21 protein-coding genes and 1 other RNA gene are annotated in these 23,503 nt (G+C 42.3%); 2 read left to right on the forward strand and 20 right to left on the reverse strand.

What is annotated here, in order from left to right:
* Positions 1 to 63 precede the first annotated feature (63 nt).
* From HMPREF0833_RS06535 to HMPREF0833_RS06605, 16 genes are all read right to left on the reverse strand, one after another.
* Positions 64 to 1,992, reverse strand: coding sequence for a C69 family dipeptidase (locus tag HMPREF0833_RS06535; RefSeq protein ID WP_013904265.1), 1,929 nt, complete (start codon positions 1,990 to 1,992; stop codon positions 64 to 66).
* A 449-nt stretch (positions 1,993 to 2,441) separates the two neighbouring features.
* Positions 2,442 to 3,119, reverse strand: a complete 678-nt coding sequence (locus tag HMPREF0833_RS06540) for a rhomboid family intramembrane serine protease (protein ID WP_013904266.1) — start codon at positions 3,117 to 3,119, stop codon at positions 2,442 to 2,444.
* Positions 3,103 to 3,642 carry a 5-formyltetrahydrofolate cyclo-ligase gene (locus HMPREF0833_RS06545; RefSeq protein WP_013904267.1) on the reverse strand — a complete coding sequence of 180 codons (540 nt, stop codon included), beginning with the start codon at positions 3,640 to 3,642 and terminating at the stop codon, positions 3,103 to 3,105. Before HMPREF0833_RS06545 ends, HMPREF0833_RS06540 begins: the two co-directional genes overlap by 17 nt.
* Before the next feature lie 107 nt (positions 3,643 to 3,749).
* Positions 3,750 to 4,883 (reverse strand): N-acetyldiaminopimelate deacetylase, encoded by a 1,134-nt coding sequence (locus tag HMPREF0833_RS06550; protein WP_013904268.1) that lies wholly within the window; start codon positions 4,881 to 4,883, stop codon positions 3,750 to 3,752.
* 53 nt (positions 4,884 to 4,936) lie between these two features.
* Positions 4,937 to 5,635: a 2,3,4,5-tetrahydropyridine-2,6-dicarboxylate N-acetyltransferase gene (gene dapD / locus HMPREF0833_RS06555; RefSeq protein ID WP_041818384.1), complete on the reverse strand. Its 699-nt coding sequence runs from the start codon at positions 5,633 to 5,635 to the stop codon at positions 4,937 to 4,939.
* A 219-nt stretch (positions 5,636 to 5,854) separates the two neighbouring features.
* Positions 5,855 to 6,544 carry a hypothetical protein gene (locus HMPREF0833_RS06560; protein ID WP_013904270.1) on the reverse strand — a complete coding sequence of 230 codons (690 nt, stop codon included), beginning with the start codon at positions 6,542 to 6,544 and terminating at the stop codon, positions 5,855 to 5,857.
* A gap of 5 nt (positions 6,545 to 6,549) precedes the next feature.
* Positions 6,550 to 7,257 (reverse strand): hypothetical protein, encoded by a 708-nt coding sequence (locus HMPREF0833_RS06565; protein ID WP_013904271.1) that lies wholly within the window; start codon positions 7,255 to 7,257, stop codon positions 6,550 to 6,552.
* Between the two features lie 114 nt (positions 7,258 to 7,371).
* Positions 7,372 to 8,460 (reverse strand): hypothetical protein, encoded by a 1,089-nt coding sequence (locus HMPREF0833_RS06570; RefSeq protein WP_013904272.1) that lies wholly within the window; start codon positions 8,458 to 8,460, stop codon positions 7,372 to 7,374.
* A gap of 118 nt (positions 8,461 to 8,578) precedes the next feature.
* Entirely contained in the window at positions 8,579 to 9,466 is an 888-nt protein-coding gene (locus HMPREF0833_RS06575) for an LPXTG cell wall anchor domain-containing protein (RefSeq protein WP_229040425.1), read from the reverse strand.
* Positions 9,467 to 9,763: 297 nt separating this feature from the next.
* A complete protein-coding gene (locus tag HMPREF0833_RS06580; RefSeq protein ID WP_003002120.1) occupies positions 9,764 to 11,113 on the reverse strand; it encodes a glucose-6-phosphate isomerase in 1,350 nt (449 codons plus the stop codon).
* 330 nt (positions 11,114 to 11,443) lie between these two features.
* Positions 11,444 to 11,538, reverse strand: an RNA gene (ffs, locus tag HMPREF0833_RS10175) — signal recognition particle sRNA small type.
* 39 nt (positions 11,539 to 11,577) lie between these two features.
* Complete coding sequence (gene tadA / locus HMPREF0833_RS06585; protein WP_003016809.1) at positions 11,578 to 12,087, reverse strand: tRNA adenosine(34) deaminase TadA; 510 nt, start codon at positions 12,085 to 12,087, stop codon at positions 11,578 to 11,580.
* 302 nt (positions 12,088 to 12,389) lie between these two features.
* Complete coding sequence (locus HMPREF0833_RS06590) at positions 12,390 to 13,967, reverse strand: ATP-binding cassette domain-containing protein (RefSeq protein WP_003016812.1); 1,578 nt, start codon at positions 13,965 to 13,967, stop codon at positions 12,390 to 12,392.
* Between the two features lie 161 nt (positions 13,968 to 14,128).
* Positions 14,129 to 15,424, reverse strand: a complete 1,296-nt coding sequence (locus tag HMPREF0833_RS06595; RefSeq protein ID WP_003016815.1) for a radical SAM protein — start codon at positions 15,422 to 15,424, stop codon at positions 14,129 to 14,131.
* Positions 15,425 to 15,542: 118 nt separating this feature from the next.
* Complete coding sequence (locus tag HMPREF0833_RS06600) at positions 15,543 to 16,187, reverse strand: HAD family hydrolase (RefSeq protein ID WP_003002091.1); 645 nt, start codon at positions 16,185 to 16,187, stop codon at positions 15,543 to 15,545.
* Positions 16,188 to 16,401: 214 nt separating this feature from the next.
* Positions 16,402 to 17,694 (reverse strand): adenylosuccinate synthase, encoded by a 1,293-nt coding sequence (locus HMPREF0833_RS06605; protein WP_013904276.1) that lies wholly within the window; start codon positions 17,692 to 17,694, stop codon positions 16,402 to 16,404.
* Between the two features lie 319 nt (positions 17,695 to 18,013).
* Here HMPREF0833_RS06605 and hslO point away from each other — a divergent pair, with 319 nt between their 5' ends.
* Together hslO and dusB are read left to right on the forward strand one after the other, a co-directional pair.
* On the forward strand, positions 18,014 to 18,886 hold the full coding sequence (gene hslO / locus HMPREF0833_RS06610) for an Hsp33 family molecular chaperone HslO (protein WP_013904278.1): 873 nt from the start codon (positions 18,014 to 18,016) through the stop codon (positions 18,884 to 18,886).
* Positions 18,873 to 19,850 carry a tRNA dihydrouridine synthase DusB gene (gene dusB / locus HMPREF0833_RS06615; RefSeq protein ID WP_003012894.1) on the forward strand — a complete coding sequence of 326 codons (978 nt, stop codon included), beginning with the start codon at positions 18,873 to 18,875 and terminating at the stop codon, positions 19,848 to 19,850. Before hslO ends, dusB begins: the two co-directional genes overlap by 14 nt.
* A gap of 192 nt (positions 19,851 to 20,042) precedes the next feature.
* On the opposite strand, the gene HMPREF0833_RS06620 is transcribed toward dusB, so the two are convergent.
* From HMPREF0833_RS06620 to HMPREF0833_RS06635, 4 genes are all read right to left on the reverse strand, one after another.
* On the reverse strand, positions 20,043 to 20,729 hold the full coding sequence (locus HMPREF0833_RS06620) for a YoaK family protein (RefSeq protein WP_013904279.1): 687 nt from the start codon (positions 20,727 to 20,729) through the stop codon (positions 20,043 to 20,045).
* 129 nt (positions 20,730 to 20,858) lie between these two features.
* Positions 20,859 to 21,635 (reverse strand): NUDIX domain-containing protein, encoded by a 777-nt coding sequence (locus tag HMPREF0833_RS06625; RefSeq protein WP_003015125.1) that lies wholly within the window; start codon positions 21,633 to 21,635, stop codon positions 20,859 to 20,861.
* Complete coding sequence (pnuC, locus tag HMPREF0833_RS06630) at positions 21,636 to 22,418, reverse strand: nicotinamide riboside transporter PnuC (RefSeq protein WP_041818385.1); 783 nt, start codon at positions 22,416 to 22,418, stop codon at positions 21,636 to 21,638. It abuts the gene before it with no gap.
* Positions 22,419 to 22,428: 10 nt separating this feature from the next.
* Entirely contained in the window at positions 22,429 to 23,490 is a 1,062-nt protein-coding gene (locus tag HMPREF0833_RS06635) for an AAA family ATPase (protein WP_013904281.1), read from the reverse strand.
* Positions 23,491 to 23,503 lie beyond the last annotated feature (13 nt).

Raw genomic sequence — 23,503 nt, forward strand, 5'->3', positions numbered from 1 at the left:
ATAAAAATCCGGCCTCTTTCGTTTCATTGGACTTGGTCCAATTCACTTTTTAATTCTTATTGTTTAAGGATGAACATTGTAAGAATAATTTGTATTTGGGAAAGTTTCAACAGTTGCTTTTGCGAAAGATGAACCAAAACGATTGTTCTCATTGCCACCATTACCAGCTGAAACTGCTTCGGATGGATCTTGAGCTTTTGCTTCTGGTTTCACAAATGTTTCAACTTTAGTAGAAACATAAGATTCCTTATCTTTTGTAGCTGCATAACCGAAGCGGTTATTTGGATTGCCTTCTTCATTGACTTTGGTTTGAATTGGCTGAGTTTTTTCTGGCTGTACTGGTTTTTCAGGTTGAACTGGTTTCTCAGGTTCTACTGGTTTTTCAGGTTGAACTGGTTTTTCAGGTTCTGGATCTTTGTAATTATCTGGCAATGATGCACGATATGGGTCATCCTTGCGTCCAGCTTCAACTAAACGAGCATGCATGTCTGCTTCATAAGATTTGAAGTGTTCAAACATCTTCTTAGATAGTGCAAGAGCATTTGCTGTAACTTCATCTTCTACTGCTTTAGCAGCTTCTGGATTGTCTTTCAGAGCTTTATATTTCGCATCACTAGCTTCTTGTTCAATAATCAATTGTTTTTCCAATGCTTTCCAGTGATCTTGAACAGTTTTACCAAAGATATCTTGATTATTGATCGCCATGTTGTCAATATGCCATACTGTCCAATACCATGAATTCGGATCATAGGTAGCAGTTTGAGGTTTAAAAGCCTTATAGGTATCTTTTACATTTCCATAAAATGGAACATACGGAGTGTTCCGAGATGGTCCCATACCAAGCCATAAAGTACCACCAAATGATTTTGGAAGGTTTGGATTGATTTGGTAGACATGGGCATCGATGACGTTTTCATTTCCTAAAGCATACTTGTATTGGTCTTTCCGAACAGTATCGTTACTACCATTGTCTCCTTGTTTCTTGACACCAATTTGATCATCTGGTACAAAACGACCATTCAAATGTTCAAAACGGTTCCGTTGGAAAGCAAAAGCATCTTCCAAAGTAAATTTCTTGTTAGGATCTGTTGGTGAGCGGAAGAGTTCATACTCATCATCTTCATAGGTCACTTTCGATTTTGGATCCAAAAGGGTGATTCCTGCATAAGTACGTGAACGGTCCCCTTCAGCATATTTATCTGGTCCATAAGATTTTGCAATATGGAAGTTGCCATCTTTGTCTGTCTTGTAGTTACCAGATTCTTTGGCTACTTTTTCAACATCTTTCGAAGCGATCACATTTTCCTTGTCATTTAAATCAACATGACCAAGGTAATAGGTATTTGCAAAGACTGCATATTTGTCTTCTGGGACTTTTACCGCTACATATTGGTGACCAGAAAGAATTTCCATATACCAAGTTTCTTTTTGGTCTGCAAAAACGACAACATTCCCTTCTGCTGATCCTTTTTCTTCAATGACTTTAGCTAGGAATTCAACCCCTTCACGAGCAGACTTAACGCGCGGTAAAACCACGTCCAACATAGCAGCTTCTGGAATTCCGTTTTCTGTCAATGGGTCGGTCTTCAAGACTTTTTTGTTTGGAATTGCTGTAACAGTTGATGTCATAGAGACGCCGGCTTCGTTAAATCCGTGTTCACCAAAGGCACCGTTACTACCATCTCCACGAGCAGAGTCATAAGTCGCTGTGTATTTCATTTCACTAGCAGCATGTGGATAGGTAAAACCATTGGATTCGTCTTCCAGTTGATCCCCTTCCTTATAGTTCTTCGCATCAACAACCACAAAGTTTTTGTTGTGCTTTCCACCATTTGGATAGTAAGGGTAGTCTTCTGTCCGACCAAAGAGAGTGGTCCCATCCTTGGTCAATTGGCGACCAATGATAAAACCACAACAGGCTTGAACAGCTTGAATCGGTAGGAGCAAAAGCGTCATCACTACCAATGAGAGTTTTAACAACCATTTTTTCATGGCAAATCTCCTTCATTTTTTGTACTCTTCTTAACATAAGAGTACATTTTTGATTTTTATACCTCCAGTCTACACCTTTTTTCAAGTTATTGCAAGCGCTTTCTAAAGTGAATTTTTATACCTATCTTAGGACTGACAAGCCATATACTCCCAAACTAACTCACTATTTATTTGAATTTCTTAATTATGTTATTATAAAAACATAGAATTCATTATAATTCAATCAATTTTCTGTCAGTTTACAGTTTGACTACATTTTTTAGAAAAAAAAGGAGGCTGGGACAAAAGTCCTAGCCTCTCAATTATTTTTGGATTGTCGAGCAAGACGCAGTGGTTGAGTGGGCTCTACTACGCTGATTTCATCAGCTTTTACAGCTCTACTCAACTGTGCGGAGGTGGGACGACGAAATCGAATTCTAACGAATTACCGATTTCTGTCCCACTCTCTCTTAAAATAGATTCAAGATTTTACCTAAGAAATATAGTAAAAGCAAGAGATAAGATAGGGCCGCACTCATCTGATAGGTTCTGTTCATAAAGCGAGCTTCCCCTCTTACTGGAAAGACATAAGCCAACATGACCCCAGCTACTAATCCACCGATGTGCCCCGACATACTGATCCCTGGCATGAAGCTAAAGATCAAATTGACCACAATCAAGCTGGTATAGGACTGACTCAAGTGGCGAATATAGGGACTTTGGACAATAAAGCGCAGAGCACCAATGGTCCCAAACAGTCCAAAGAGGGCTGTAGAAGCTCCTGCTGCAATCACATCTGGCGTAAAAATAGCGACAAAGACATTGCCCATCATGCCTGATAAGAGATAAAGAGCTAAGAAAGCCTTCGATCCAAAGAGATCTTCTGCCAAACGTCCCAAGTAATAGAGAGTGATCATATTGAGCACAAAATGTTCTAGACCGATATGAACAAATGTAGCTGTCACGATTCGCCATAACTGGCTAGGATCGACTTTCACAACCTCTCCAATAATCCCACCGCTATAGTAAACAGCTGCACCTGTTTGGTAGTCACTTCCAAATCGGATAAACATGGAAAGAAAGACTGCCGTTGTGACGAGCAACAAGATGCTGGTCACAGGATAACGACGATCAAAGAGTAACTTCATAGACTAGCACCTCCTGAACTGCCTGATCAAAAGTATCTGGCTGAAAATCCTTCTGCTGAATGGAATAAATCGTACTAACCGTTTTTCCAGTAAAATCTTCCAAATAACGATCATAATAGCCACCACCATAGCCAATTCGGTAGCCTTTTGACTGGAAGACCACGCCTGGTACATGGATCAGATCAATCTCTGACTGATCCACAACCCTTCCTTTTTCATTGGGCTCCAACAAACCAAAGCGTGTCTTTTCCAAAATGTCAGGATCGTATTCCACAAATTCCATCCGCCCTTGTGCATAGGTACGGGGAACACAGACGCGTTTTCCAAGTTGAAGAGCTTCCTCGATCAAGCCAGCTGTGGAAACTTCATGGTCAAAAGACAGATAGGTCGCAAGGGTCTTTGCCTCCTGAAAAGCTGGTAGCTCCAAGAGGCGCTGAGTCAGCTCTTCATCTGCTTGAGTTTTCACGGATTCTGGCAACTGTTTCATGGCTGCTATAGTTTCTTTTCGTAGTGTTTTCTTCATACCTACTCCTTTTGTCTAGCTTTTATTGTATCATTTTTTAGGAAAGATCCGAACAGTTTTTATAAAACAAAGAAAAATCCAACTCCAGACGGAGTTGAATCATTCATTTATTGGTTAGCCTTCATTTTCAAAAATTTACCAATGTTTTCCACAGCAAAGGGAAGGGCTGCTTCATTTGGGCTCATCTTCGGATGGTGCAGGGCATAAGGGGTATCAATCCCCAACCAGAACATGACCCCAGGGACCTTACTCAAGAGAAAGCCGAAGTCTTCTCCTGTCATCGCAGGCAGAATATCAATCAGGTTCACGTCTTCCTCAGCTGTGAAAAAGTCCATGAGTTCTTTGGCCAATTCTGGTTGGTTTTCCACAGGCAGGTAGCCTCCTTGCTTGAGTTCCAGGTCCAATTTCACATCAAAGGCTGCTGCAACTCCTTCTGCAATGGCTTTGACCCGTTTTTGAGTCAGAAGGTTCATCTCCATGGTCAAGGTCCGAATGGTCCCATGAAGGAAGGCTGTCTCAGCAATCACATTATTGGTTGTTCCTGCATGCATGGAACCAAAGGTCACCACAGCACCTTCAATCGGATCGACATTTCGACTCACAACCGATTGGACTTGGGTAATGAAGTAAGAGGCTGCTACAAGAGCATCATTGGCCTTATGTGGAAAGGCCGCATGCCCTCCCTTACCTGTAAAGGTAATCTTGACTTCACAGGTCCCCGCAAAAAGGGTACCCGTATTGGTCGCAATGTCCCCCACCTTCAAATCAGGGCGTACATGCAGACCATAAAATTCATCAGGGAGCCAGTCTCCAAAAGCATTGTCCTTATACATGAGCATACCACCAGCCTCATTTTCTTCAGCTGGTTGAAAGAGAAAAAGCAGGTTATTTTTTGGTTGTACTTGAACCAGTTGATCCAAAAGCCCAAGAGCTGTCGTCATGTGCATATCATGACCACAAGCATGCATCCGTCCTTCGTGCTTGGAGGCAAAATCAAGGCCCGTTTGTTCCACAATAGGTAAGCCATCGATATCCGTCCGCCAGCCGATCGTTTTTTCAGGTGCAGCCCCATGGAGATAAACCAGGATCCCGGTCCGCCAAGTCCGTTGCTCTACAAAGTCCTTGCCCGCTGTGATCTCTGCGATTCGCTCTAAGAGGTAGGCTTGGGTTTCAAATTCTTCCAAGCCAATTTCAGGGATTTGGTGCAAATCCCGTCTGATTTTGATTAAATCCAATGTCATAGTCGTCTTCTTTCTATTAGAATAGAGGCCTTGCGGCCTCTACCATTCCTATCTTACAAATTACGCAAGGCGTCTTCCAACGCTGTTTTTTGTTGGGTTTTTTCATCGATTTCCTTGATGATGCGAGCAGGGACACCAGCTACGACCACATTTTCAGGGACATCTTGAGTAACGATAGCTCCAGCGGCAACGACTGAACCGTTCCCTACTTGAACCCCTTCAATCACAACTGCATTGGCACCAACCAAGACATTGTCACCAATCCGAACAGGCTCAGCAGAAGCTGGCTCAATGACACCCGCAAGAACGGCACCTGCACCGATGTGGCTGTTTTTACCAACTGTTGCACGGCCACCAAGGATAGCCCCCATATCAATCATGGTTCCTGCACCGATTTCAGCGCCAATATTGATGACAGCACCCATCATTACGACAGCATTGTCTTCGATGGTCACTTGGTCACGAATAATAGCACCCGGTTCGATACGCGCATTTAGATAGCGCTTATCAAGCAAGGGAACAGCTGAATTACGGCCATCTTGTTCTACCACATAATCCTTGTTCTCTGTCAAGTTGGCAAGTAGAGGCTCGATATCTGTCCAGTCACCGAACAAAACATTGCCAAGCTTGGTGACAGAAGCAGGAACAGCTGTTGCCAATTCCCCTTCAAAGGTTACTTTCACATTTGTTTTCTTTTCTGCATTTCCAATAAAAGCGATAATTTCTTGAGCAGACATTTTTTGTGCTGTCATAAGATTCTCCATTCATTTCAATTAAAGGTATTCATATTATACCACAAACCCAAAGAGATGAACACCTTGGCTATCGTTGAAACCGATGGCGATGTAGGCATTCTGAATCGGCTTCCTTTGAATGGACTCAGGGCTCTACTAGTTATCCTTCGCAAATAGACTCGTGTGTTCATTTCGAAATACACTCCATCTTTGTTTCCCATTGTCATTCACTTTCAGTTATTTTAGCACCAGTTTACTTCCCTTTTTCTTCAATTCCATAACTACTTCTGGCTCTCCTGGCATTTGATAAGTCGCTTGAAAACCTTCTCCACCATCTAGAAGCTCGCCCCAAACCAAACGTTGGGGATTTCCTAGTTTCTTAATGAGCTGGGCGAATTCTGTACCTTTTTTTCCTTTTTCAATAGTGATTTCTTTCTTACTGGTTGCCTTCTCTTTTGCTTCTAATAAATTCGTCGCATCAACCATCGTTAAGCGATACCCCTGGTCTTTCTCTTGTTCAAACCACAGACTGACATTTTTCTTCTCTTGATCTGTCTGATTGGCTACATAAGTCAAAACGAGAACCGTTTTAGAGCTATTGGCTGTTTTAGTGTAACGAACTTTTTGAGCCTTTCCCCATTTAGTCACAACCGTTTCCAAGCGTGTCCCCGCTTGTCGGCTCTGTTTTAAACGAACCTTCAAATTCACCACAGCTTCGATCGTCCACTGAAACCGCTTGGCTTTTTGTTCGCCTGCCACCAGATTTTGGTAGTTTTTAGGCTGGAAACTGGTGAGGCTTCTATCTTCCTTGATATCAGTATCCTGTTCTTGCACCTGGATAGTCGAAATCGACAGTAAAAGACCTAAAACAAAACACAAAGAAGGTAGTAAGAGTTCTTTTCTGTTCTTTTTGATCCACTCTAGCATTCGCTTTACCCCTTCTTACTCAAACGATACTGGCCACTCTGATCACGCTCAAAAGTCAAAGATACCAATCCATCTGTCACCTGGTAAGACAGGGCCAAAAGGTGTTTATCCTGAGTTCGCGTTAAACTAAGTGAGTTAGGAAGCCCTGATTTTTTCAAGACTTCCTCTACCATTGTTCCTTTTTCCTTTTTCCCATCTAGTGTCTGATAGCCCGTAAAATCTGCCAACTTCAAATCCTTTTTCTTCTTGTAGAGAGACGAATGAGGGACAAATCCTTGAACTGCACTTAGATAAAAGACACCATCCTGCTCATGAAATTCTATTTTATAAGGATAGATTCCTTTCACAGGAGTCCCATAGCCTAGCTGGACTTGCGCTCCAAAACTCGTATCTTCTTGTGTAAAACTCACTGCTTTTCCAAATTTTTTGACGAATGCAGATAAAGTCACCCAATTTTTTTGTGTCTTTCCTTCTCCCCTTGCAAGCTCCAGTGAAAGCAAATTTTCTAGATCCGGCTCTTTGGAAGAAGAAGCGACAAATCGCTGACTATTTTCTTTCATTTGAGACAAACTCAACAAGCGATCTTTTGGCAAGGTTTTAACTGGATGAATCACAAAAACCAAGCTAGCACCAACGACAAAAGCTAGCAAAGCACTTGCAAGTGTTTGGAGGATTTTCTTATGATCTCTGATCCACTTTTTAATTTCTTCCATCCTTTATGCTCTTTCTATTCAAACTCTTTCTATTGTATAGAAAATTAGCGTATTTGTCTCGTCTTATGTGAAAGAAAGAGGCGCTTGCCTCTTTCTTTTCTTTTATTCATTGATTTAGTAACTGTCTTTACTACTCAAGAGGAAATCTCCATTTTCTTGGCGAATAAAGGTCAAATCTACATAGTCCCCATTTTTCTTTTGGAAGTCCATGAGCATTTCCACCTTGTCTGAATAATCAGATGAACTCACCGTCAGATTGACTGCATCACCGTATTTTTCTAAAAGCTCTTTGTAAGAGGTCCCTCCAGCACCGGTCTCACTATTTCCAACTTTGAATCCATCTGCAAAGTTATCCTCAACCGTAAGATTTTTCCCAAATTGATTAAATTCAAATTTGACAAGCTGTAATTGTTTTCCCTTCTTAGAGAAGGTCGCTTTGACCTCTTTATTATAAGAGTTATCATCCCAGAATAATTTCAATTCTCCACTATCAAATTGAACAGAACTAGCCTTTCCATAAGCGTCGACCATTTCCTCAGGAGTCTCCCCATCATCCGTTCCAGTCAAAAACTGAAGTTGCTCGATATCAGATTGTTCCCAGCTAAAATTGGCTTCCACATCTTCTGCGGTCAATTGCTCCAAATCGATATTGGAAGAAGAACCAGACTGGTTGCCTGACCAAGAAGTCTGCTTTCTAGATGATGATGTACTAGGGCTGGCATGACCAATTAAATAGCCACTGACTCCACCGATAAGGAGACCCACTAAAATTCCAAGGGCAAAACGAATAGCCTTCTTGTCTGCAGTATCCATCGGTCTTCCAACAGGAGAAAGAGGAGCTTGTGGAATAGGTGTCTCAGGAACAGGCACTGTTTGCGGACTAACTGGTTCAGATACTGTGTTTTGAGGAGCTTGAGGCGCAGGCTGGAATGGAGGAGCCGGTTGGGAAGCAACAACTACATCTGGATGTTCTCCAACAGTCGTTTCAGCCATCTCTGGAAGTTCCACCGTTTCTGAAATGGCTGATTCCTTTAATTCCTCCTTACCATCTGTTGCCTCTACCTCTGGAGTTCCCTCAGATTCTGGAACCTTCAAATCTTCGGCTTCTTCTTTTGGGACAAAAATTGGCGCAGCCACATCAAAATGAGGCGCTCCATCTAAGGGAGTATGTTTCATAAATTGTTCTTGATCTTTCTCGGACATTTCGAATTCTCCTTTTTATTCTTCTATTCTACTATAACATAAAACCAAGCAAGGACCAACTCCTGTCTTGATGGACTAAAAAAGATCGGAGAGATATCCGACCTTTTAGATGCTTATCTTAAAATTTCTTGCGAAGGGAGACAATAGCAATTCCTGCAAGTGAGAGCAAGCCCAATGTTGCCAAAACGACACCTGTTTCTTGACCTGTTTTTGGCAATAAACGGCCAACTACAGATTTGCTTGAGTCGCTTGAATTTGAGGAAGAACTAGAAGAAGAGCTTGAGCTCGATGAAGAAGTCGAACTTGAGGAGCTTGAAGATGAGCTGCTTGAAGATGAGCTCGATGAACTACTTGAGCTAGAAGAGGAACTGCTTGAGCTACTTGAACTTGAAGATGAGCTACTTGAACTTGAGGATGGGCTTGTTGTACTTGGTGAAGTCGACCCATCTGTCCCAGGACTTTTATAGCCTGTAATGAAATTACGATAAATTGGGTTGGAACTTTCAAGTGAATCCACCATCAAGCGTCCTGACTCATCATAAGCAAGGGACACTGTTACTTCCCCTTCTCCATTATCCAACTGTTTAAAGCGACCATCATTTTTTGTAGTTTGACGAATATAGAGTTTAACAGTTCCAGAATTCAGTCCAGAGAGATCCACATCATCAAATTCAATCGTCCCATCTGCTGTATTTTGCCCTTTAGCAACGGTCTCTTCTTCGCCACCTTCAGATTTGTAGATCAATGCAAATTGGTAGGCTCCTGCATCATGCGCACTTTCTTTCTTGCCTTCACGCGCTCCCACTACATCGACACGACCTGTTTTCAATTTCAAAGAAAGCTGATTCGATTCGAAACCTTCATATGTTGGTTTTTGAACAAGGTCTAGCTGACCATTTTTGTACTCATAAATCGCAGCTTTTGTATTCGCAGAAACTGGGTGGGCAATAGCCATTCCACCAAGCATAGATGAAAGTAACAAGAATTTAGCCAAGTTCTTTTTCATAATTTTCATTCCTTTTTCAAATATTTTCATTCGTTTTATATTTTATAATATGAAACGACAAATGACAACTTTTATGTTCAAATAACTTTTTTTATTAAAGGATTTGAGTATAAAATCCGTGTCTATAGCCATTGTCTAGCTAGAACCCCTTTATCATCAGTATTTTAGAAATGAGATTAGCAAATGATCGAGAATAATGACTAATTAGTGTTTTTATAATTGAATCCAAGGGGAAAAAATATGAAATTATTTTACAAGTAAAAAAACGACCTCTGGCGAGATCGTTTTGTCTATTGATTAAAGACGAGCGTTGAGTTCTGCTCCAAGTTCTTCAAATCCTGGTTTACCAAGAAGGGCAAACATATTTTTCTTGTAGGCTTCAACACCTGGTTGGTCAAATGGGTTGATCGCGTTCAAGTAACCTGAAAGGGCGATCGCCAATTCGAAGAAGTAGATGGCATAACCAAGAGTGAAGGCATCTTGCTCAGGAAGAGTTACGTACATGTTTGGTACATCACCGTCTGTATGGGCAAGAAGAACACCGTCAGTTGCTTTTTTGTTTACGAAGTCAACGTCTTTTCCTTGGAGGTAACCAAGTCCATCAAGGTCTTCTTCCAATGTAGGGATGATCACGTTCTTACGTGGTTTGTCCACACGGACAACTGTTTCAAACATGATACGAGTTCCTTCTTGGATAAATTGACCCAATGAGTGCAAGTCTGTTGAGAAGTTTGCTGAAGTTGGATAAATACCTTTTTGGTCTTTTCCTTCTGACTCACCAGCCAATTGTTTCCACCATTCTGAGAAGTATTGAAGAGATGGTTCGTAGTTAACCAAGATTTCAGTTGCATATCCTTTACGGTAAAGGATGTTACGAACAGCTGCGTATTGGTAAGCTTCATTTTCAGAAAGTTTGTCTGAAGTGTATTCTTTACGGGCTGCATTCGCACCTTCCATAAGGGCTTTGATATCAGCACCTGATGCAGCAATTGGAAGCAATCCAACTGGTGTCAAGACTGAGAAGCGTCCACCGATATCATCTGGAACTACAAATGTTTCCCAACCATTGGCATCTGCTTCTACTTTTACAGCACCTTTGGCACGGTCAGTTGTTGCGTAGATCCGTTTGTTGGCTTCTTCTTGACCATATTTCTTCACCAAGAGTTCTTTGAAGACACGGAAAGCGATCGCTGGTTCAGTTGTTGTACCTGATTTAGAAATCACGTTGACTGAGAAATCTTTATCTGAAACATACTCTACCAAGTCAGCAAGGTAAGTAGATGAGATGGAGTTTCCAGCATAAAGGATTTGTGGAGCTTTGCGTTCTTCTTTTGTTTGCAAGTTTGCAAAGTGGTGGTTCAAGAAGTCAATGGCAGCTTTCGCTCCAAGATATGATCCACCGATACCGATCACGACCAAAACATCGCTGTCTGCTTTGATTTGTTCAGCAGCTTTCAAGATGCGGTCAAATTCCTCACGGTCATAATTTTCAGGAAGGTCCAACCAACCTAGGAAGTCACTACCAGCACCTGTTCCTTTACGGATCAATTCATCAGCTGCAGTCACTTGTGGTTGCATATATTCCACTTCATGTGGGGCAACAAATTTACCCAAAACTTTTGAGTAGTCAAATTTAATATGAGACATGTTATTCCTCCAATATTTCTTCTCCTCTATGATATCGCTTTACAGGGATTTAATCAAGGAAAACCATCCTATAAAACGTTTTCATTTGCTAATTTTTTTATTTTCACAAATCAAGCAACGACGCAATAGCAATCGTTTGCATATTTGTACTATTTTTGACTAGAAAATCAAAAAAAAGAGGCTTCTTCCGAAGCTCTATTTTCACGCTATTATTCTTTGAATCCGCTAATGAATTTCAAGATGACTCTAGTGAGTGATAGCCCTCACGTCGCTTCACTCCTCAGGATCAATATCTCTAAGTTCAGTTGCGACTTCCAGGCTTACCTCACTAAGAGCTATAGAAAAAGAGCACACAGTTCACTTCGCTTAGGGCTGCTGGATTCCTCCCCTGACCCGCTTCACGCAGAACTGTTGCTCCGATAGGTATTATATCATAATTTGTGGATTTTGCAAAGGTCCGGTTTTTATTCTTGTGTTTCGGCCTTGGCTGCGAGTTTGGCTTGTTTTTTTCGTTCTCGACCTTGGCGGAAGAAGGTCTGCATGATGGCTGCACATTCTGCTTCCAAGATTCCTGTTTCTACTTCGACTCGGTGATTGAGGCGTTCATCTGCCAAAATGTCGTAGAGACTACCTGCTCCACCGAACTTCTGATTGGTCGCCCCGTAAATCACCTGGGGAATCCGAGCTAGACCAATGGCACCACTACACATGACACAGGGCTCAATCGTGACAAAAAGCGTCGTATCCAGCAGGCGCCAGCTATTTTCACGCTGATTGGCCTCCTCGATCGCCATGATTTCCGCATGCATGACCGCCCGCTGCAGCTCCTCACGCGCATTATGTCCACGCCCGATAATCTGACCATCCTTGACCAAGACACAGCCAATCGGTATTTCATCATTGGCGAGGGCAATCTCCGCCTCCTTCAGGGCTTCCCTCATAAACATCGCTTTTTCCTCTATCGTGTAGTCCATCTCTTCCTTCTTCCTTTTAGTTTCTTTGTTCATTATACCATAGGCAGCTTACGACTCACAAAAAAAGCCGCCGATTGGGCGACTCTTATGGGAGATTATTATGAAAAAGTTTAGGAGGTTTAAACAAAGTTAGGAGGTCTTTGTTTATGCTTCTAGTATAGCTGGCCTATCTTAAATAAAGCTTAAGTTCTCTGAGTATTGATGATTTTGGAAATATCACCACTTAGAATCTCAAAAATATCTGACAAATTGCTGGCTTACTACTATCCGCTTTGTCGCAGAACCAACTATTGTGGCATCGCTCATCCTTTACGTAACTCAAGGATTTGGTCATAGCGCTCTTCTTCATCAATATGATGGGCTATTTCTAGTACCGTGATCGGCAAAGAAAAGATTAGGTCTCTAACCAGACGACTATTTTTTTCGTCCAAAGCTGATGTCACTTCGTCCGCTAATAAAATATCCTTCTCGCGTAAGAGAAAACGAGCCAACTCTAATCTGACACGCTGACCTCCTGAAATGTTTTCACCATTATTATGAATTTCTACATTCAAAATATCCTGAAATTCATCTATTAAGCCAACTCGGTCCAATACCTCCAATAATTCATGGTCCTGAAAAGGCTGACCAAAAGTTAGATTATAGCGGATAGTATCGTTAAACAGGAAGGGATGCTGGCTAATTAAACCGATATTCCCTTGGAAATGACTCGTTATTTGATTTCCATCATACTGAACGAAAATGTCACCCTCATCACATACTTCTTCTCCTAAAATCAAGCGAAAAAGAGTCGTCTTTCCAGACCCGCTCGGTCCTTTGATTAAGACCTTCTGACCTACTGAAATCGTCGCCGTCAAATCAGAAAAAAGCTGACGTTCAGCAAAACTTTTTGAAATATGATTTAAGCGCAACGATTCGAGATTTTCAACAAATTGATCCTTTGTCTCTTCGAAATCAGGTTCTTCCTCGATAATCTTAAACAGGCGGTTCGCAGTCGGCAAGGCACCTTGGAGATTGGCTGCACTGTACATCAGAGTTTGGATCGGTTCTACCAGCATCCCCGCAGCAACATACATAGAGATGAGGCTTGTAATAGAAATAGAATTTCCCTGTAAACTCAAATAAAAGCCTAAAGCAAGAGGAACAACCTGACTAAAAAAGACCATAAATCCATTAAAGAAAAAAATAATATTATGTGTGAAACAAAATCTTTGGATGGCTTTTTGATATTCTCCGTTTAAATCATTCACGCGCTCTTCATTCAGCCTCATGGCCTGATTAATCCGTAAGGTTTGGCTGCCTTGCATACTATCCGAGACAAGCCCATGTAATTTCGTTCTAAGCTTGGACCAGCTGTCTCCCGAATCTTGTAAACGACGATTCATGATGAACTGAGGAATAGGTCTCATAATCGTAAAAATGACAAAAATAAGTCCTAAGAGAAAATTTTGTGAAACAATATAAATGGCTGTAACAAGGGCGACAAATCCCCAACTCACCATAACATTTATATTTTCCAAATAATTATCGCCCACATATTCCATATCTTGAGTTAGCAGACTAACTTTTTCATCATTGGAAAATTTAGGATTCAATATGACTTTCTTAAATAAAAGGGCACGGACACTTTTGTTGATTTCTCTTCGGAATATATTGTGCGAATAGTTTGAAAACAGCATCAGACTATAAATAACAAGATAGACAGACAAACCAAATAAAACAAAATTGAGAATTTTTCCATAAGAAAGGCCGTCTTGATCTAACTTCAAGGCCTTCGTTAAAATCAGAGGTTGCGCCAACACCAAACCACTATTCACAATACGCCCTAAAAAAATAGGAAAAAGATACTTCTTATCAATGTACTTATAAATATTTCTCATAATTATCATCCATCAAAATAGAGGGATAGCACAACCCTCTTCTCTAATTTATTTAAAATCGTGATTATTTACAATCACAATTATAGTTAAATACTCTAGGTTTAGCATTCATTTTGTCATCGAATTTGTTATTCACTTTAACCTTCATGATATCTTCCTTTCTAGTCCACATCTAAAATGTCATTATAAGATTTTGACAAAGCGAAAAGTGCTAAATTTTTACGAATTTTTTCCTTCACACTTTTACATAGATAGCGTGAATTTGTCTTCGTAATTCGCTTGGCCATCGGACAATAGCCAGATTTACAGATTAAAACAAATGGGCACTCTTTGCAACTTGCATCAAGCCGAATAACCCAATCATTCAGTTTACTGTAATTCACAAAACCTTTATTAATGTTACCGAAAATATTTTGAGGTTCATATAAAGCAACTGTACATGATTGAACAATTCCTCTTACATTAAACATAAAATGATTTTTTCGATTAGAATAGCAGGTATAATTATTATTCACTACAACTTCTGGGGAAGAGATATGATATCCTGAAGTTACAGCTAACTTAGATAATTCAAAACTTGCATCTTTATCCAGTAAAGTAACGCAGTAATTTATATCTCTATCTCCTTTGCCCCAATTTCCAATATTATGATAAGAAATCTTAAATCTGGAATCATCTTTGAAATAGATACCATCATGTGTTAAAAACTCTTTAACATTTTGATAGTTATCTTTACTTACATTAAAGCGAATCACACAAATAAAATCAAATTTACTTTCTTGCATTGCTTTCAAATTATCGAATATACGATTATACGACAACCCACCGTTTTGCAATACTCTCTGATTATTATGACTTTCTTCATCTCCATCCAAAGTTATCTGGTAACTAGTCACTTTAAATTTTTCATTCAAATATCGAAACTTATTCTTAGTCAATAAATAACCATTCGTAGTGATTGCACTTTGATAATGAATCTGATATTTCTCACATAAATCTATAAAAACAGGAGACAACCGCTTGATAGTTTTATATCCCAACAGTGGTTCTCCTCCAAACCAGCCTACTGACAAATACTTATACTTCCCGGACTGAAGTTTTTCTTTCAAAAATTGGACAATGGCATCTTCTGTCTCTGTTGACATAGCAATATTTTCAAATTTTTCATAACAATACTTACACCGAAAATTACAATCTCCATGTGTCAAAATTGTTAGTTCCAATAATTCAGCATCTGTATCGCTTATTTTAGATAGATACTTTTCGACCTCATACTCACCCTCACTTAAATATTTATTTTTATCAAGATAAGCATGAAACTCTTTCCTAATCACATCATTGCTGTCGACTACTCTATTCAATTCATTCGTAAGAAAAAATGAATGATTGGTTTTAGTATTAAAATACAACGTACCATCATCAGTACTATATTTTAATATATATCGTGACAAATTCATATTATCACCTCTTAATCTGTGTGACTTAACCTACAGTAAGTGTACACCGATAGAAATATTAAATCAAGCAATATTCAGCAGACTAGAAAAGTTCCAACTTTTAATATTTTGGAAAAGGTTATCCTATAAAAGCTGCAATTTCGCCAACTTCTTGAGCAATATAGGTGGCGCCGGCTTCTTCCAATTCTTCCCTGCTTCCAAAGCCATAAAGGACACCGATAGAATCAAGCTTTTGCGCTTGAGCGCCAAGCACATCGTGCTCCCTGTCTCCAATCATGATGGTATGCGCCAAATCTGTAATCCCATTTTGCTCCAAGGCATACTGGATAACATCGCTTTTTTTACTACGTTTTCTATCCATGGTCGCACCAGCGACAAAGTCAAAATAATCATACAAACCAAAGTGTTTGAGAATTTGAATGGAAAATTCTTCAGGCTTTGACGTAGCTACAATCAACTGTTTGCCAGCCTGCTTGAGAGAAGCCAGCAAGTCAGGAACGCCTAGATAGACCTCATTTTCATAAAGGCCTTTTTCGGAAAAATACTCATGATAGTAGTCAATGGCCTTTAAACATTCTTCCTTAGAAAATCCATAAAAGCGCTCAAAAGACTCCTGCAAGGGCGGACCGATGAAAACTCTCAATGCTTTCTTGTCTGGCACTTGAATCCCATATTTTCCTAAGGCATAGGCCACCGAGTTGGTAATCCCTAGTTCTGAATTGGTCAAGGTGCCGTCTAGGTCAAATAAAATCGTTTGATACATTTTTTCCTCTTTCTGCTTTCAAAAAGAGGCTGGGACAAAAGTCCTAGCCTCTCAATTGTCTTTGGATTGTCGAGCAAGACGCAGTGGTTGAGTGGGCTCTACTACGCTGATTTCATCAGCTTTTACAGCCCTACTCAACTGTGCGGAGGTGGGACGATGAAATCGAATTCTAACAAATGACCGATTTCTGTCCCACTCTCTTATCTTCATTTGCTTATAAACTAGACCACACACTTTCAAGGATATTGGTTTGGTCACGATCTGGTCCGACTGAGAAGGTTGAAATGCGCACACCAACTAATTCACCGACACGGCGGACATAGTTGCGGGCATTTTCTGGAAGCTCATCCAAGTGGCGGACACCTGTGATGTCTTCTGACCAGCCTGGTAATTCTTCATAGATTGGTTTGCAACGTTTGAGTTGCTCCAAGCTTGCTGGGTAGTGGTCGATGCGTTCCCCATCCAAGTCGTAGGCTACACAGATTTTCACTGTATCCAAGCCGGACAGAACGTCGATCGAGTTCAAGCTAAGGTTGGTAATTCCTGACACGCGACGGCTATGGCGCATGACAACTGAGTCAAACCAACCAACACGACGAGGACGACCGGTTGTTGTCCCATACTCATGGCCGACTTCACGGATCCGATCACCCACTTCATCGAAGAGTTCCGTAGGGAATGGGCCATCACCAACACGGCTAGTGTAGGCTTTACATACACCGACAACCTTGTCGATCTTGCTTGGGCCGACACCTGATCCGATGGTCACCCCACCTGCGACTGGGTTTGAAGAGGTTACAAATGGATAGGTTCCTTGGTCGATATCCAACATAACCCCTTGGGCTCCTTCAAAGAGCACGCGCTTGCCGTTATCCAAAGCATCGTTCAAGATAACAGAAGTATCGGTTACATATTGCTTGATTTGTTGACCATATTCATAGTATTCTTCGAAGATATCGTCAAATGACAGAGCCTCTGCATCATAGAGTTTGGTAAATTGACGGTTCTTTTCTTCCAAGTTGATACGAAGACGTTCCGCAAAGACGTCGCGGTCCAAAAGGTCCGCGATCCGGATTCCCACACGCGCAGCCTTGTCCATGTAGGCTGGTCCAATCCCTTTGATGGTCGTTCCGATTTTGTTGTCGCCTTTAGACTCTTCTTGGAGACGGTCCAATTCGATATGGTAAGGAAGGATGACATGGGCACGGTCAGAGATACGAAGGCTGTCCGTTGATACTCCTTCTTCATGGAGATAAGCTAACTCTTTGACCAATGATTTAGGGTTGACCACCACGCCGTTTCCGATGACAGAGATCTTTTCAGGGAAGAAGATACCAGAAGGAATCAAGTGCAACTTGAACTTTTTGCCATCGATTACGATGGTGTGCCCGGCATTGTCCCCACCTTGATAGCGAGCAATGACTTCTGCATTGGCTGATAGGAAGTCTGTAATCTTCCCTTTTCCTTCATCACCCCATTGGGTTCCTACTACAACAACTGATGTCATAATTCTTTTTCATATACCATAGATAGTTGCCTATCTATGCCTTTCTTCAAACTAAGGGCAGGAGTCTCACCTGCAAGTTTGTCTTACACTCTATTATAAGCAATTTTTAATGTTTTTTCAAGATCCACTCGGCTATCGTTTATTTTTCTCCTTTCTTTTTAAACCAACTTCTCTATGAAACTCGTCTTTTACTTGGAAATTGCTTCTTTCTAGAAATAACGTTCGGAATTTTCTTTTCTTCTCGTCCTTCTTCTGAAACGACTGATTTTCAGAATTCTCCTTGTCCCCACTTTGCTTGATTTGTGCTAAAATAGTAGGTATGGACAAAATTATTAAAACTATCTCAGAAAGTGGTGCTTTTCGTGCTTATGTACTAGACAGTACAGAAACTGTACGAACAGCCCAAGAAAAACATCATACACAAGCTAGCTCCACGGTCGCACTTGGCCGTACCCTCATTGCCAGCCAAATCTTGGCGGCAAACGAGAAAGGAGATACTAAAATTACGGTCAAAGTCCTTGGAACTAGCTCACTCGGAGCCATCATCACCGTGGCAGATACCAAGGGAAATATTAAAGGCTACGTGCAAAATCCTGGAGTGGATATCAAGAAGACTGCGACTGGTGAAGTTCTGGTGGGACCATTTGTCGGAAACGGAGAATTCTTGGTCATCACAGATTATGGTACGGGAAATCCTTATAACTCCATGACCCCTCTTGTAACCGGTGAAATCGGAGAAGACCTGGCCTTTTATCTGACGGAAAGCCAACAAACACCATCTGCAGTTGGACTCAATGTTCTTTTGGATGAAGAAGACAAGGTCAAGGTGGCTGGTGGCTTCTTGCTCCAGGTCTTACCCAATGCCAAGGAAGAAGAAATCGCGCGCTTTGAAAAACGCATCCAAGAAATGCCTGCCATCTCCACACTTTTGGAATCTGAAGACCATATTGAAGCTCTTCTTGCCGCTATCTATGGGGATGAACCTTTCAAACGCCTCTCTGAAGAAGAACTTCGCTTTCAGTGCGACTGCAGCCGTGAGCGTTTCTTGAACGCTTTAGCAAGTCTGCCAGCTAGTGATTTAAAAGAGATGAAAGATGAAGATCACGGTGCAGAGATTACCTGCCAATTCTGCCAAACCCACTACCACTTTGACGAAAATGACTTGGAGGAACTCATTCGTGACAAATCTTAATACGCCATTTATGATCGGGGATGTCGAAATCCCTAACCGTACTGTCCTAGCCCCAATGGCTGGAGTGACCAACTCGGCTTTCCGGACCATTGCCAAAGAACTGGGAGCAGGGCTCGTTGTCATGGAAATGGTCTCTGACAAGGGAATCCAGTACAACAATGAAAAGACACTGCATATGCTCCATATCGATGAAGGCGAAAATCCTGTATCGATCCAACTCTTTGGAAGCGACGAAGACAGCCTCGCACGCGCAGCTGAATTTATCCAAGAAAATACCAAGACCGATATCGTCGATATCAACATGGGTTGCCCGGTGAATAAAATCGTCAAGAACGAGGCTGGTGCGATGTGGCTCAAGGACCCAGACAAGATCTACTCCATCATCAATAAGGTTCAATCCGTCCTAGATATTCCATTGACGGTCAAGATGCGGACGGGTTGGTCGGACCCTTCCCTAGCAGTTGAGAACGCCCTCGCTGCTGAAGCTGCGGGTGTCTCTGCCCTTGCCATGCATGGACGGACTCGGGAGCAAATGTATACGGGGCATGCGGATCTTGAGACCCTTCACAAGGTTGCACAAGCCCTGACTAAGATTCCATTTATCGCAAACGGAGATATCCGTACGGTTCAAGATGCCAAACAACGGATCGAAGAAGTCGGTGCTGATGCGGTCATGATTGGTCGCGCTGCTATGGGTAATCCTTATCTCTTCAACCAAATCAACCACTACTTTGAAACAGGTGAAATCCTGCCTGATTTGACTTTTGAAGACAAGATGAAGATTGCTTACGAACACTTGAAACGCTTGATCGATCTCAAAGGTGAGCACATTGCCGTTCGTGAATTCCGTGGCCTCGCCCCTCACTACCTCCGTGGTACCTCAGGTGCAGCCAAACTCCGTGGCGCCATCTCCCAAGCCAGCACCCTAGCAGAGATTGAAGAACTCTTACAATTAAAAGCATAGAAACACAAAAAGCAGAGAGTGGGACAGAAATCGGTAATTCGTTAGAATTCGATTTCGTCGTCCCACCTCCGCACAGTTGAGTAGGACTGTAAAAGCTGATGAAATCAGCGTAGTAGAGCCCACTCAACCACTGCGTCTTGCTCGACAATCCAAAAATAATTGAGAGGCTAGGACTTTTGTCCCAGCCTCTTTTTATAGATTATCTGTTTGCAGGCCGAGTTGTTTGACTCTGGCGGTGTAGTAGCTCATGATCAAAAAGAGGTTGGCTGTGATCAGCCAGATGGCCCATTGGTGAATGAAATGCATGAGGATGGCTACGCTAATAGCTCCTGCAACAAAGCTTCCAACAACAATCCCGTAATTCATGGCCTGACGCCGATACTCGTCCAAATCTCCCTTTCCTCGAGTGATTCGGTACAAGGCCGTCAGCATCTTGCGATAATTTCCGGAAGTCATAAAGATCACATAAGGGTGATTTTCGATGAGGCTCCCTGTAAAGGTCAACATCATCATCCCTGTCCCAAAAGCAATAAAGGGAACTTCTACAGGTGGTATGACAGACACCAAGGGAATCAGGAGTGTCACCACAAACAAAGGAAGCAACATCTTGGTCCGCCAAAAGGCTGTCTTGCGATATTCTTTGATATGGAGGGCAACCAGAAAGCCGATCGAGAAAAATATAATCGATGAAAAACGCATGACGGTATTTTCGACACGGGGATCGTGCCAATCAGCGATGAGAAGCAGGAGGTTCCCCGTTTGGGTCGCGACCAAACTCCGGTAGTGCATGTGGCAAAAAACATCAAGACCCCCTCCGATAAAACCAAGCAGAGCCCCCATCAGTCGTGTATTTTGTGGTAAAATTATTTTTTCTTCCATCGTCTTGTCTCTTTTGATCTCAATTATGTTTATTATACCACTTTGCACACAAGTGGAGCAGGAAAAATCAGAAAAAGCCCTTCCGTTACTAAAAGTAAGGGAGGGCTGGTAGAATGAACCCCGCTCGATCTACTGTTTTAAGCGATAGGTCTTGCGTGGTTTTTTCTTAGGTACCCGCTTGACACCCACTTCTTCCACGAATTCTCCGAATTTTACGAGGAAGTTATTGCTAACGATGGGACGTCCTGGATTGATCAAATTGACCAATTCGGTTGCTTCATAAACGGTGAAAGGCTCCTCTAACAGATAGAGGAAGGTTGGATTCCAGTCTAAACGCCCCTGAATCCGCTTGATCGATTCTTGAATGATTTGATAATGGTCAAAGGCAAAATCAGAAGCAGCTAAGGGTTCTCCATCGAGCAAACACTGGGATTTTTTGAAATCGACATCGAGAAAAACGACTTCCTTGGCATCGTCACCTGCATGGGCTAAGTCTACTGCTTCTGCTGGCAGATAGACCAGATGGGCGATGGTAATGACCCAGCCTCTGGGGTCCCGCCCAGGGGTGGAAACGGTCATGAGCTGCTCCACCTTATTCACTGGCAGATCGAGCCCAACTTCTTCTTTGACTTCTCGGATACAGGCATGAGTCGCATCTTCATCCTTGTTCACAAAGCCCCCCACCAAGGCGAGGCGGTGTTGATAAGGGTGGGCTTTGCGGCGAATAGCTAAGAGCTTGAGCTTGCCTTCAACAAAACAGTAAGCTACCATGTCCGCTGTGACACTTGGAGTTTCATAAGTCGGCAGGTCTTGCTCCTTATACCACTTGAGAAAGTCTGCTTCACTAGCGACCGTCTCAAAATACTCTTTCTCCGTCATTCCTGCTGGAATCGAAAGAGTTTCCATCTAAGCCACCTCCTTCTTGAGGGCTTTGGTCCATTGGTACCAGCCCACTAAACTATTGAGCGTGTAAACCCAGTACATCCCTTGAATGTGAAGACTCTGATCCCACCAGAGATAGATACTAAAGACGTTGGTCGCAATCCAGAAGATCCATTGCTCCCGGTAAAGGCGGGTCATTAGGAGCTGGCCGACCCCGTTGGTCGCATCGGTGATACTATCACGGAAAGGGCGAGCGCTATGGATACTTTGATACGCGAAGCCCATACCGATCCAAATCACAGCACACAAGGCCAAATAGCGCATCCACTCGATTAAGTTCAATTTCTTGGCTTCAAAGTGAGATTCTTCGACCTTACCTTGATCATTGATCCGATTAGAGAGCCAAACATAAAGACCGATCGGTTGCATGATGAAGAAATAAAGAGTTGTCAGAACTTCCCCGTAGAAGTTTTTATTGAGGGCTAAAACAAGGTAGATAGCGGAATTCACTGCTCCAAAGAGGTAGTTACTAGCACGCCCTTCGGCAACCAGGATAACACAGACAATGCCTGTCCAAGAGGCAAACAGTCCCAGCCAATCATGCTGTCCTGTATGATTGGTCCATTCTAAGAAGAAGGGAACACTGGAAAGAAGCAGGAGATAGACCCATTGAAAGGCTGTGCGTCCTACAAAAAGGTCCTTCCATAGAAGTTTCATAATATTGACAAAGCCTTGCTTTTTCGCTTCTCGGTGAACATTTCTAAAGTCTTGGCTAAAAGTTGCGAATTTTTCAGATAGGTTTTTCATAAGCTGCTCCTCAGTCGGCTTGGTAGATGGCATCGATCACCTTCTTGGCTTCTTCGTAGTTGCCGAGGTAGTCTGATGCGAGGAAAGTGGTCGGAATGTTTCCTAGGTATTGCTGGCGCAATTGGTCCAGGTAATTTGAAAAGCTGGTACGGATCTCTTCGTCAGCCATGGTCATGTCTCGGAAACCATCATTGACATAAGAGCCGATCGGCTGTACAAAGAGGATCAAATCCCATTTTTCTTTGGAGAGAATACTGACAAAGAGGTTATCGAAGGTATCGGTCATGCTGGTATCCTGACCTTCGACCTCCATGTAGTAGTCGTAATAACCCTTGGTCACCAGGGAATTGGTATCTGCGATGACAAGGCCTCGATTGGCACTACTATCGATGAGCTTGGAGGTTTGATCATACTGTCCTAAGAGTAGGTAATAGTAATCTTTTGGAGTGAGCTCATCATCTCGAACATTGTTCTTGATCTGGTATTCACGGGCATACTCAAGACTAACAGGTGCATCGTAAAAGCGGGCTAAGTCCTTTGCAAGGGTCGTTTTCCCGTTGCTGGCGCTCCCCATGATCAAGACTTTTTTCGTGAACTGGCGACGGAAGGGCTGGGCGATGTATTTCCAGTATTTGCTTGGATTTTCCCGGATCATGGTGGCAGAGATCCCGAAGCGACGCTCCTCTAAGTGAACTTCAAACCCTCTCGCTTCCAACTCTTCCTTGTAAGCTTTCTCCCCCACATAAAAGATCAACTCTTCTGTCTCTGTTTGATACTGGATGGTGTTTAGGGCTGTCTGTAACCAAGGCTCCCAGCCCAAGGGATAACGAGGAAGTTTCGTCTCATCTAGCTTATAGATTTGAGTCAATTCATCATTAGAGAAGGCTTCGCGGATATAACGGAAGCGTTTTTGTAAGGTCAATCCCACTTCTTCGCCACGATCCCCTTCATAACCAGAAACGATGACACGAACGCGATCACACTGACGCTTGGCCCGCTGGATCAGGTCAATATGCCCTTGATGAAGAGGCGCAAAGGTTCCAAAAACCAGGGCAATTCTTTCTTTTTTCATACTGACTCCTTTT

The sequence above is a fragment of the Streptococcus parasanguinis ATCC 15912 genome, assembly GCF_000164675.2.
Classification (GTDB): domain Bacteria; phylum Bacillota; class Bacilli; order Lactobacillales; family Streptococcaceae; genus Streptococcus; species Streptococcus parasanguinis.